Here is a 12205-nt window from a genome sequence, read left to right as displayed (position 1 = left end):
ATGATGCAGCAGCATTCGCTAAACTTGTTGAAGTAGCTAAAAACGCTTAATAGCAAAACAAGATACATAAAGGACTCTCTTTGGAGGGTCCTTTTTTGTATGGTAAAATAAAAGTTCTTGTGATTATTTGTATTATGTAAATTTTGTATTATACAATTAGTTTTATTACTTAAGGGAGAATAATGAATATCTATTTTAATTAATGAGAATTCAAAGGTTTAATTGAACATGATAACTATATTTTGAAAAAAGGATATTCTATTTAGTATGTAGAAATTAGACAATAAGGAATCTTTTTATGAGGTGCTTAATTAAAAGGGGGGACTCATAATGGGAATGTTAAAAAAACTATGTATCGCTACTGCTTTAGGAATTATGGTAGCAGGGGTTGGCTATGCAAGCGTTGTATCTGAAACTATAGTAGAGGGAAAACTACGTTTAACATATCCAGTCGTCTATACAGATAATAAAGTTGCACAAATCGCTATTTTTAATGACATTTGGAGCTATGTATTGAAAGCAAAAGAGGATTATTATAATGGTATAGCTTATGAGGTTTTTCAAGGTTATGAAGTTACTTATGAAGATGATCAGGTTATCTCTATTTTGCTAAATACAGGTAAGAATTATAAAGGTGCAGCTCATGGAACTTATAGCACTAGAGGCTTGGTGTATGATAAAAATACCGGTCAAAGGATTCCTTTATATAACTATGTAAGAATTGCTAATGCTCAACAGTTAGAAGATGGCATAAATGAAGATATATTAAACTTTTACACAAGTGCTAGTAAAAGAAAGACGTATTTACCAAAATATAAACATATAATGGATGTTACGGATAATTACTACTTACCTGGTAACGGCTATGTAAAACTTATATATCAACCATATGTATTGGGACCGTTTAATGATGGCGTTACATTTATTGAATTTAGTCCGGAGGCGATTGAGTATTTTAATCGTATGAATAATTGGTAGATAAATCAATATAACTAGGAGGACCATAGGGGGGATTCACAGATATACTAAATAAATTATTTTGAAAGCAGAGGTCGAATGTAATGAATCGTAATGAACTAATTCAATATATTCAGCAAGAATATATTTGTGATTTGGACAATCCATGGGAAAAATACCCTAACTATGTAGTAATTCGACGCAAAAATAATCAAAAGTGGTTCGCTTTGATTTTTAATATTAGAGGTGTTCGATTAGGACTTAATATAAATGAACCGATAGAGATAGTTAATCTGAAATGCGAACCTGATTTAATTCCTAACTTAATTCGTGAAAATGGGATCTATCCTGCATATCATATGAATAAACAACACTGGATATCGGTGGATATAGAACGATATGAGGATGAGGAAAAATTAAAGATGCTGGTGGATATGAGCTATGGATTGGTGGGACGGAAATAATATCTCTTTAAATTTCTGGGGTTATAATATAAAATGAAAATATAATGAATTAATGTTTGTGGAGAGGTATTGATATATGAAAAAATCAAAAAATGTAAGTTTATTTTTATTAGATGGTGAGGTTACAGGACGTACTAAATGTACTTTAGCTAATTAGACTGGTGTAGTTTATAAAATTCCACGTGCTTTACTAAACGAAAGTAAAGATATTCCCGCATTAAATCAAAGTTCAATATATATGCTCTTTGGTACAAATGATAATGATGAAGCAATGGTATACATAGGATAAGCGGGTTTAAGGAAAAATGATAAGGGCGTTCTTTTAAGATTGATGGAACATGATGCCAATTGGTCTACTCGGTAAAAAACTTTTTACACCTGTAAATAATGTAACTTCAGATATTAGCACAACAAGTGATAATTTATTATATTTGCGTCAGTGTGTAAATAATGAAGATGTATGGAGAACCGCAAAAGAGACTAATGAAGGATTCTTATTATTAACAGGGAGTAAAGTTTCACAGAAATCAGTACCTCATCTTTCTGAATCTTTACGTAATCGTAGAGACAGAGCACCTAAAGATTAGAATAATTGTTTACTTGAAGACGTCTTATTAAACAGTCCGTCAACAGCAGCGAATTTTCTCATTGGTCAAAATCAAATGGTTTGATAGCATGGAAGAATGAATCAGATGAAACATTAAAATCTATTCGTGAACAACAGATAAAGAATGAAAAAGCATAATTTTTAAAAATTACAAAATCATAATTGCTTTTATATGGATTACACTGTATACTTAAGTTAAAAGTTATACAGTGTAATTTTTTTACATGCAAAGATAAATATAAAATGAAAATTGTTTTTTAGGAAGAGGTGACATAGTGTATATTAAAGATATATTTCATAGTAATACAGGGGTATCACAATATCGATTGGAGGAAAGCACTAGTAAAGATGCAGTGTTATATACCTTGTATGGACAGAACGAATTGTATGAAGATTTAACTGGTGTACCTGGACCTAGGAGTGATAGGAAACAAATTCGTACAGAATATAAAGGCTCTACTCTTAAAGTAGGTGATTTAATATTTAGTACAATATCTGGCATGGCTACACTTGTTACTGCAGATCATGAAGGGTATCTTTTTACTCAAAACTATGTTCGGATGGAGCTTTTGAATACACCAATAGACAAAAAGTTTATGGCTTATTTGATTAATGAGAATCCTAAAATTAGAAAGCAGTTCAAACAAAACCTACAGGGAAGTCAGGTTGTAAGATATAGTCTAAGCTTATTAAAAGAAATACAGTTACCAAAACTACCATCAATTGAAACGCAACGTATTATGGGGGATATTTATTTTAAACAATTACGACTAAGATCATTAAAACAGCGTGTGGCAGATAACACATATCGTAAAGTAATTATTATGTTACAGGGAGTAAACTAATATGACAGAGCTAGAATTTGAAAATAAATTAATTGAGCAATTATCAACTGGGATTGTAACTAATACAGCTAACTCTAATCAAATAGGTGATACAATAGATGCTTATGGTAATATGAAGGTTTATAAAAGTAAACTTTGGAAATATGAGCCAACTATAAAAACAACAGAGGCACTTTGGGATAACTTTCGCAAGATTTTATATCAATTGAATCAAAATCAATTGACACAACCATTAAGTGATACAGAATTTAAACAAGTTCAAAAGGTAATTAATGAACTGTATACACCATATCAAGCAGGGCAGTTTCTATATGGTATCAATGGCGTATCCCAAGTAGAGGTTGACCTAGATGATGGCCGTCATGTATTTTTAACAGTATTTGATCAAAAACAAATTGGGGCAGGTAATACTGTCTATCAAGTAGTTAGTCAAATTAAGCGAGAGCCGCAAATTGCAGGTCGTCCAGAACGCCGTTTTGACACAACGCTACTTATTAATGGTTTACCTATTATTCAAGTTGAGGAAAAATCTGTTAAACATCATGTAGATGAAGCATTAAATCAAATGCATCAATATATTCAAGAGAAACAATACAGTGATATTTTCTCAACAGTTCAAATTCTAGTTGCAATGACGCCAAATAGAATTAAATATATGGCGAATACTACAGTGGATTTGTTTAATAAAGACTTTGCTTTTGAATGGCAAAATCCTAATGATAACAAGGTTGTTCGCAATTGGACCACCTTTGCAGATATGTTCCTTAGCATACCAATGGCACATCAAATGTCTACATTGTTTACTATTCTTGACGGTACTAAGAATAAACAAATGCTTAAGGTTATGCGTCCTTATCAAGTATATGCAACAAAAGCAGTTTTAAATGAATTAAAACGGGCTGATTTCGATTTGCCAATTAATAAATTAGGTTATGTCTGGCATACAACAGGATCAGGTAAAACGATTACTAGTTTCAAAACTGCCTGGTTGGCGAGTCGCATGCCAAATGTAGATAAGGTTGTATTTGTCGTTGACCGTATCGCATTAACGAAACAAACTGAATCAAATTATAAGGCATATGACCCTGAAGGTTCTATTGATATTGATGGTAAACAATTTGATACCGTTGGTGGAACAGAGAATACTTCATCGTTAAAGAAAAAATTAAATGAAAAAGGGTATGGCATCATTGTTACTTCTGTACAAAAACTAAATACTCTCATTAATCGTAAAGACTTTGTAGTGCCTAAGAAAAACTTTGTGTTTATTGTTGATGAGGCACATAGGTCTACCGGTGGTGAAAGCTTTGAGGACTTACAAAAAGTATTCAAAGGTGCTGCTTGGGTTGGCTATACAGGAACACCTATGTTTGATAAGGTGGTCGGTAAAAAAGGTACTAAGACACATGAGGTCTTTGGTAAGTTGTTACATGCATATACTATTCGCGAAGCTATTGCAGATAAAAATGTATTAGGTTTTAAAGTGGATTTTGAAACTACAATTGCAGAAGACAAAATGAAACTTGAATACTTACCGAAGTTCTATGAAAAGAAATATCCTAATTGGAATGGGCTCGATATTGAACGAAAGATTGCTAATCTTACTGATGATGATATGGATGATATGATAGAGCCTAGTTTTTATGATAATAATCAAGATCACGTAAAATTGGTTGTAGAAGATATCTTTAAAAACTGGAGAAATCGCTCTAATGATGGTGCTTATAATGCTATGCTTACTACACATGTAGGTGGGAATAGACCAAGCACACCAATGGCACTAATGTACTTTGAAGAATTTGACCGAGTGAATCAAGAACGCCAAAAGCAAGGGCTTCCTACGTTAAAAGTTGGTATTACTTTCAGCATGAGTACTAATAATAGTGATAACCAATTAACTACAAATGATGGTCTATTACGTGCTATGAAACATTACAATAAAATGTTTAGTACTAGTTTTGGCCTAGATGATGTATCAGGTTATACACAAGATTTAACAACACGTTTAAATCGTACAGCACAAGATGGACAATATTTAGATATAGTTATCGTTGTGGATCAATTATTGACTGGTTTTGATGCACCACAACTAAATACACTATATGTGGATCGTACATTAAAGGATGCAATGTTAATTCAGGCGTATTCTAGAACCAATCGTATTGCCGATAATCAAGGAAAGCCATGGGGCCGTATAGTCAATTACAGATGGCCAGCTAAAAACGAAGAACTCATGAACCGAGCGTTGAGCATTTATGCAAATAAACACTCTGCTGATGTACAAGACACATTAGTAGATACAAAAGTTTTAGTTGATAGTGGTGTTTTAGCCAAACCTTTCAAAGAACAATTTGAAGAAGTAAAACAAGTGGTAGATCGTCTTGCAGATATGACGGATAACTTTACAGAAGTTCCTGCTAGTGAAGCTAAGCAAGAAGAAATGTTTAATCTTATGCGTACATATAGTGCTGGAATGTCAAAGCTAAAACAATATGATCCAGATGGTGTTAATGGTGAAGGCATCGGGTTTGACTATGATAATCCAGATGAACTTGTTACATTGCTTGGGATGACACCTGAACAGGAAGAAATGTTAACCACATCTCTGTATAACGATTTAAAAGAACGTATTGCTGAAAATCATGATGTACCAGTTGCTCAAATTGAACTACGTATGATACATGTAAAGCAAATTAGTGTTAACTATGACTATCTCACTGAATTAATCGAAGAGTTAATGAATGCTGTTCATGAAAAACGTATGGATGCAGCTGCTGATTATCGTGATAAAATTAATGATTTTGCAATGGCTTTAGATGATCGCCATTATGCAAAACAAATTAATAATGCAGTTGATGCAATTTATAATGGTACGTACCCACCAGAAGGAAAAGAAATCAAATATCCTGTAAAGTTAACTAGTTTGGAAGTCATTGAAGATGTAAATACAATGATTATGAAAGATGATATTTTCGATTTTCGCTTAAAATGGGGAATTATTGATGTCATCAGTAATGACGAAATATTAGATCTGTTTTCTCGACATACCGCTGGTAAACAGGATTTAGATAGTACTGGTAGAATTAGTAAGCTAAAAAAAGATGCACGTGCAGAATATCAAACAAAAGCACAAGATGCGGATATTGTAAGCCTTAATAAAATTAAATATGGTAATGAACTTGTGGCAGCTTTATATAAATTTGCAGATTCTTATGTTAATGAAAGGTAGTGTTGTTATGATAAAAGAAAAGCGAGGTTATGATGAGTAAAGAAAAACGGAGAGTACCCAAATTACGATTTCCTGGGTTTACTGAAGATTGGAAACAGTGTAAGTTTAGTGAGTTATATGAGAAAATCTCTGAAAAAAACGATTTATCATATTCACTTAATAAAATTATCTCTGTAGCGAATATGTATTATAAAGTTGATGCAAAAGTTTCTAATGAAGAATATTTAAAGACTTATAATATATTCCGATATGGTGAGATCGCCTTTGAGGGAAATAAGAGTAAAGATTTTGCTTATGGCAGATTTGTAGAAAACACTATAGGTGATGGGATTATATCTCATGTTTTTGAAGTATTTAGACCTATTGCTAAATATGATATTTATTTTTGGAAATATTATATAAATTATGAACCAATAATGGGAAAAGTTCTTTCAAGATGCACAAAAAAAACTACAATGATGACAAACTTAGTTGCTAAAGACTTTTTGAAAGAAACAGTTTTAGTACCTAATTTAGCTGAACAAAAACAAATTGGGACATTATTAAATACTTTAGATAAATTTATTATTCTTCATCAGCGTAAGCTTGACCACTTAAATTTAAAGAAAAAAGCGTTGCTTCAGAAACTTTTTCCAAAAAATGGAGAACGATATCCTGAACTTCGTTTTCCTGGATTTACTGATGCTTGGGAACAGCGTAAGTTAGGCGATATAGCTACATTCTCAAAAGGCAATGGTTATTCCAAATCAGATTTAGTACCTTCTGGAAGTCCAATTATCCTGTATGGTCGTCTTTATACAAATTATGAAACTACTATTAAGAATGTAGATACATTTGTTGAATTAAAAGATAAATCAGTTATTAGTCAAGGTGGTGAAGTAATAGTTCCAGCATCAGGTGAAACTGCAGAAGATATTTCTCGTGCTTCAGTTGTTGAAAATCAAGGAATTGTTATTGGTGGTGATTTGAATGTAATAAAAGTGAAGGAGTTATTGCATCCAACATTTTTAGCACTTACTATCTCAAATGGAGAACAACAAAAAGAGTTGAGCAAACGAGCTCAAGGAAAGTCAGTAGTTCATTTACATAATTCTGATTTACAAGAAGTTAATTTAATATTTCCGCTATTTAATGAACAAAAAGAGATTTCTATTCTTTTTGAGAAGTTAGACAATATTATTACCCTTCATCAGCGTAAGTTAAAACACTTACAGATTCAAAAGAAATCCTTATTACAACAATTGTTTGTTTGATGTATGGAGAGCATATATGTATCGTTTTTTTCTAAGCCTAAGTTCTTTTTCAGCAGGGGGAATATTATATTTATTTAATAATCCATTTCATTTGCTGATTGAATATTATTGGTTAATGATAGTAGTGGTAATAATTATATTGTCGGTATTTGCTTTATGTTTAGTTTTTTTTTATTGTCGCAATTGTGATGAATGTGACACATTAATAATCCAAGAGATTCAACCCATGGAACAAGATATTATACCAATTTATATAGGTTTATTTGTTATCATGCTTAATATTGGTGCCCTATCGATTTTTCTACAATACTTACTAATTTTTATCTTGTTTGTTATTTGGTGGAGATTTTTAGAACAATCGTATTATTTCAATATTTTTTGGTTGATTAAATATAGACTATATAAAGTTAAGGATTTAAATGGAAATGTATATAGTGTTTATACAAAAAGAGGCGATATTAAGCTTATAGATTTTAATCATGAGGAGAAACTAAAATTAGTTCGTATTAGTAATTTTTCATTTATAGAAGTAGAGGTATAGTATGATATTAGCAAAATGTAAACGGGAGTATAAGATATTAAAGTTAAAGAAATCAGATATTTCTCAATTATATCAGTCTCCTATAACAGAGCAGACACAGTTAATAGAGTTTAACACAGAAGCAAAATGTGAATTGGATGAATGGTTATTTATTGATCTTTTAGATCATAAAGAAGAGATAATTGACCATTTTTTAAATCTTTTTAAATCAACTGCTAATTTAAATACATTTGATGATGATAGTTTTAGCGCTATAGATTTTTTAATAACTAAACCTAAAGAGTCTAATGAGTTGTTTTTAAAAAAGATTACTAAAGCTAAGAGAATTGAAAATATTTCTATTTTACAAATAAAAGGTAGACAACTAGGTTCAAGTGCCTTAAAAGTAATCAATATTCCTAATGGTATCGAGTTAGATGGTAATATTGATGCTTATTATGATGGTAATAATAGATTATATTTTAAAAACTTTAATAAAATACATAATATTTTTAAAGGGATAGATATATTTTATCGTGAAGCTAATGAAGAAGAAGTAGCGTCCTTCAAAAACAGTGCTTGTTTGGAGTTATCAGATTATACAAGAGATATTGGGATTAGAAATTTGAAAATGATTGCATTTATAAAGGATAATCCTAAAATTAAACTGGATCAACCCGAGTATATTCAACAAATGATTGATCAGGCATCTAACTTTGATGCCATTACTCTTAGAGTTGAAAATAATAAATTTATAATTAACAATGAGAGTGATCTGTCACAGTTTTTAAAACTAGCATTAGGTCGTTTTTATATCAATCCACTTACAGATGATAAAATGCTTGCAAATACTGCAAAGACTATATTTTAATAAAGGAGATTTTGTATGGCAGAATCAAAAGCACAGAATATTTCAAGCCAATTGTGGGCTATTGCCAACGATTTGCGTGGCACAATGGATGCAAGTTCTTTCAAAGATTACATTCTTCCATTTTTATTCTATAAATATCTTTCCATTCATCAAGAAGAGTACTTAGTTAATAATGACTTGGTTGATATTTCAGATGGCAAATCTGTTAATGAGGCATATAAGGAACTTGTCGAAGACGCAGGTTTAGAGGCTTGTTTAATTGATATTGCAGGTACATTAGGATATGCTATTAATCCTGAGGATACATGGGCTTCTTTAACTGAAAGTATTCATAATGGGTCCGTTATTCCGAGTGATTATCAAAGATTATTTGAAAACTTTAATAAGAATGCTGAAATTAATAAAGAAGCTGCAGCAGATTTCAGAGGTATTTTTAACTATATTAACCTTGGTGACTCTGGGCTTGGATCAACAACAGCAGGTAGAACTAAGACTTTAAATGCAGTTGTTACTAAAATTGATGAAATCGAGTATAAAGATGAAAATGGTAAAGATATACTTGGTGAAATCTATGAGTATTTAATTGGTAAATTTGCAGCTAATGCTGGTAAAAAAGGTGGGGAGTTTTATACACCTCATGAAGTTAGTCAAATTTTGGCTAAAATTGTTACTGGTAATATACAATCTCAAACTGATACTTTCACAGTCTATGACCCAACAATGGGTTCTGGCTCATTACTATTGACGGTTCGTAATGAATTGCCTGATGGATCTCGTCAAGGTGCGGTTAGCTTTTACGGGCAAGAGCTAAATACGGTAACATATAACTTGGCTCGAATGAATTTGATGATGCATGGTGTTACATATAATAATATGACACTAAATAATGCTGATACTCTTGAAAGTGATTGGCCAGATGGTCCAGACCGTGATGGGATTGATAGACCACGTTCCTTTGATGCAGTTGTTGCAAATCCTCCATATTCTGCTAAATGGGATAATAATGAAAGTAAATTTAAAGATCCACGCTTTAGTGAATATGGTAAATTAGCACCAGCTTCTAAAGCAGATTATGCTTTCATATTGCATAGCTTATATCACCTAAATAATGAAGGTACAATGGCAATTGTTTTGCCTCATGGAGTTCTATTCCGTGGTGCGGCAGAAGGTAAGATTCGCCAAACTATTATAGAAAAGAATTACCTTGATTCGGTGATTGGTTTGCCTGCGAATTTGTTCTATGGCACAAGCATTCCTACAACAATTCTTGTATTTAAGAAAAACCGTATGACACGCGATGTATTATTTATTGATGCTAGCAATGAATTTGAAAAAGGTAAAAATCAAAATAATTTAAGCGATGAAAATATTAGTAAAATTATTGAAACATATCGAAACAGACAAGACGTTGATAAATATGCACATGTGGCATCTCTCGAAGAAATCAAAGAAAATGACTATAACCTAAATATTCCTCGATATGTAGACACATTTGAGGAAGAAGAAGAACTTGATCTTGATGAAATCAATCGTATGATTGAACAAGATAATCAAGAAATTGCACAACTTGAAAAAGAAATAGCCAAACAATTAGCCCTATTAGGCGTCAAAATGTAAGGAAAAGAGGTAAAAAAGACCGAATAGGACTTTTCTACCTCTTTATGTATATTATATTGGGAGAGATTTATGAGATATACTGAAGAGCAATTAAAATTATTTACCAAGCCTCTTAGTGAAACCGAAAAAGAATCATGTGAAAGAGCATTACGGATGATTAAAGATGTCTTTAAAAAACATAACTTTGTTGAAAGTTCATCTCAATTTTTGAATCGTGAGGATGGGATTAGTACAACATTACTACAGGGAGAAAATCTACGGATTTCTCTCTTTATTCAGGGCTCCTATGCAAATAATACTAATGTAAAATCTAACAGTGATATAGATATTGCTGTGGTTCTAGAGTCAACTTTTGTTGGAAACTTTTCTATGTTGAGTACTGCTAGGAATTTAGGTTTTATTGAGGTTGATTTTAATTTTCAATGTTATAAGAATCAAATAGTTGAAATGCTAAAAACATTTTTTGGTGAAGAAGTAGAGGTTGGAGCGAAATCAATAAAGGTTAGAGGTAATACTTCTAGGGTAAAAGCTGATATTGTACCATTACAACGTTTTCGTGATTATGCAAATCCTTTAAGTACAAATTCTAATGTTTATACAAAAGGTGTGATACTATATGACTCTAATAACAATCCTATTATAAATTATCCTGAAGCTCATATTGAAAAAGGAAGATATAAAAATATAATTACAAATTCTTATTACAAGAAGTTAGTAAGAATTTGTAAAAGCATTTTGCTACAAATGAAAAATGATAATATTAGAGAGGCAGAGGGAATTTCTTCCTTCCTAGTAGAATCATTATTATTCAATATTCAAAATCATATATTTACTTCTGGAGAGACATATCAGTTAAAGCTAGCTGCAGTAATAAATTATTTGCTTTCTGAAGGTGAAAATATTAAATCTTGGAAAGAAGCTAATGATATAAAATTTCTATTTGAGCAATCAAGTTGTGGCGTAAAAGATACTCTGTTATTTTTAGAAAGAATGAAGGTATATTGTGGATATTAAAAATCAATATAATTATATTATAAAAAGCATATGTTATTTTATATTAGGTATATCAAGTATTGAAATAATAATATATTCTATATTGGGATTGAATATTGACTTTATAAGAGTTATTGAAATAGCTATATCGATATCGACAGTATTATTTTTTTTATATGAAAAGTGGTTGTGGCGTTATGATCCATTTAATAATACTCCTGTACTAGTTAATAATTATAATGGAGTCATAAGGTATAATCATTCCAAAGGTGTTGGTGAGAAGACTATTAATGTAAGAATACAACAATCATTATTATGTATAGCCGTCAATATTATAACTGATGAAATTAGTAGTTCGGCTACATCTGCTAGTATAGTTACTGAGTGTAGTGAAAAAATATTATATTATACATATATAACTAATCCTAAAACAGATGTAGTAAATAGAAACCCTATTAACCGTGGGTGTGTTAGATTAGTTATCAAAAATAAAAATAGTTTAAAAGGACAATATTGGACCGCTTCAGGTACTTATGGAGATATTGAACTTTTTATAAAACTATAATATTTTTAGGTATGTAAATAGAAGGTATATATGTGTAATCATAAAGTAATGATAAGTGATGCAGGTATAGTTGTTAATAATGATATGGTTACTTGTCAGATAGAGCAATATGATAAATTAACAAAAAAGAAATCAAGGGAAACGTTTGTTTCGTCCGTGGTGAAAAAGTTTCATCATATTGTAATTCACATACCATTCCAGCGTTTATGTTAAAATATATAAATTTACGTTGATTAATTAAATACTTTTAAATGAAAATACTTGATTTCTTTCCCTGTTTAGAT

Annotated in this window: 11 protein-coding genes; all 11 read left to right on the top strand. The window is 31.1% G+C overall.

Translation table 11 applies throughout. The annotated features are described in order from the left end of the window. The first annotated feature begins 330 nt into the window (after positions 1-330). The 11 genes from Q0507_RS05160 to Q0507_RS05110 all read left to right on the top strand — a co-directional run bounded on the left by Q0507_RS05160 (position 331) and on the right by Q0507_RS05110 (position 11921). On the top strand, positions 331-978 hold the full coding sequence (locus Q0507_RS05160) for a hypothetical protein (protein WP_298713370.1): 648 nt from the start codon (positions 331-333) through the stop codon (positions 976-978). 83 nt (positions 979-1061) lie between these two features. Continuing rightward, positions 1062-1421, top strand: a complete 360-nt coding sequence (locus Q0507_RS05155; RefSeq protein WP_298713367.1) for an MmcQ/YjbR family DNA-binding protein — start codon at positions 1062-1064, stop codon at positions 1419-1421. A gap of 338 nt (positions 1422-1759) precedes the next feature. Beyond that, positions 1760-2008: a hypothetical protein gene (locus tag Q0507_RS05150; RefSeq protein WP_298713364.1), complete on the top strand. Its 249-nt coding sequence runs from the start codon at positions 1760-1762 to the stop codon at positions 2006-2008. Between the two features lie 295 nt (positions 2009-2303). Next, positions 2304-2873 (top strand): restriction endonuclease subunit M, encoded by a 570-nt coding sequence (locus Q0507_RS05145; RefSeq protein ID WP_298713361.1) that lies wholly within the window; start codon positions 2304-2306, stop codon positions 2871-2873. Position 2874: 1 nt separating this feature from the next. Next, on the top strand, positions 2875-6102 hold the full coding sequence (locus Q0507_RS05140) for a type I restriction endonuclease subunit R (protein ID WP_298713358.1): 3228 nt from the start codon (positions 2875-2877) through the stop codon (positions 6100-6102). Positions 6103-6131: 29 nt separating this feature from the next. After that, positions 6132-7355 (top strand): restriction endonuclease subunit S, encoded by a 1224-nt coding sequence (locus tag Q0507_RS05135; RefSeq protein ID WP_298713355.1) that lies wholly within the window; start codon positions 6132-6134, stop codon positions 7353-7355. Positions 7356-7581: 226 nt separating this feature from the next. Further along, positions 7582-7896 carry a hypothetical protein gene (locus tag Q0507_RS05130; protein WP_298713353.1) on the top strand — a complete coding sequence of 105 codons (315 nt, stop codon included), beginning with the start codon at positions 7582-7584 and terminating at the stop codon, positions 7894-7896. Between the two features lies 1 nt (position 7897). Continuing rightward, a complete protein-coding gene (locus Q0507_RS05125; RefSeq protein WP_298713350.1) occupies positions 7898-8746 on the top strand; it encodes a hypothetical protein in 849 nt (282 codons plus the stop codon). Between the two features lie 15 nt (positions 8747-8761). Continuing rightward, complete coding sequence (locus Q0507_RS05120; protein ID WP_298713347.1) at positions 8762-10363, top strand: type I restriction-modification system subunit M; 1602 nt, start codon at positions 8762-8764, stop codon at positions 10361-10363. Between the two features lie 69 nt (positions 10364-10432). Continuing rightward, entirely contained in the window at positions 10433-11377 is a 945-nt protein-coding gene (locus tag Q0507_RS05115; RefSeq protein WP_298713344.1) for a nucleotidyltransferase domain-containing protein, read from the top strand. After that, a complete protein-coding gene (locus Q0507_RS05110) occupies positions 11367-11921 on the top strand; it encodes a hypothetical protein (protein ID WP_298713341.1) in 555 nt (184 codons plus the stop codon). Before Q0507_RS05115 ends, Q0507_RS05110 begins: the two co-directional genes overlap by 11 nt. The last annotated feature ends 284 nt before the right edge of the window (positions 11922-12205 follow it).

It is taken from the genome of uncultured Veillonella sp., assembly GCF_938010505.1.
Taxonomy (GTDB): domain Bacteria; phylum Bacillota; class Negativicutes; order Veillonellales; family Veillonellaceae; genus Veillonella.
The sequence above is the reverse complement of the archived record's forward strand: the minus strand, read 5'-3'. Positions and strand labels throughout refer to the sequence as shown.

What these genes read in the sequence shown, in the direction of transcription:
- Q0507_RS05160 (WP_298713370.1), top strand. Translation starts at nt 331, where the DNA reads ATGGGAATGTTAAAAAAACTATGTATCGCTACTGCTTTAGGAATTATG.
- Q0507_RS05155 (WP_298713367.1), top strand. Translation starts at nt 1,062, where the DNA reads ATGAATCGTAATGAACTAATTCAATATATTCAGCAAGAATATATTTGT.
- Q0507_RS05150 (WP_298713364.1), top strand. Translation starts at nt 1,760, where the DNA reads ATGATGCCAATTGGTCTACTCGGTAAAAAACTTTTTACACCTGTAAAT.
- Q0507_RS05140 (WP_298713358.1), top strand. Translation starts at nt 2,875, where the DNA reads ATGACAGAGCTAGAATTTGAAAATAAATTAATTGAGCAATTATCAACT.
- Q0507_RS05135 (WP_298713355.1), top strand. Translation starts at nt 6,132, where the DNA reads ATGATGAGTAAAGAAAAACGGAGAGTACCCAAATTACGATTTCCTGGG.
- Q0507_RS05130 (WP_298713353.1), top strand. Translation starts at nt 7,582, where the DNA reads ATGGAACAAGATATTATACCAATTTATATAGGTTTATTTGTTATCATG.
- Q0507_RS05125 (WP_298713350.1), top strand. Translation starts at nt 7,898, where the DNA reads ATGATATTAGCAAAATGTAAACGGGAGTATAAGATATTAAAGTTAAAG.
- Q0507_RS05120 (WP_298713347.1), top strand. Translation starts at nt 8,762, where the DNA reads ATGGCAGAATCAAAAGCACAGAATATTTCAAGCCAATTGTGGGCTATT.
- Q0507_RS05115 (WP_298713344.1), top strand. Translation starts at nt 10,433, where the DNA reads ATGAGATATACTGAAGAGCAATTAAAATTATTTACCAAGCCTCTTAGT.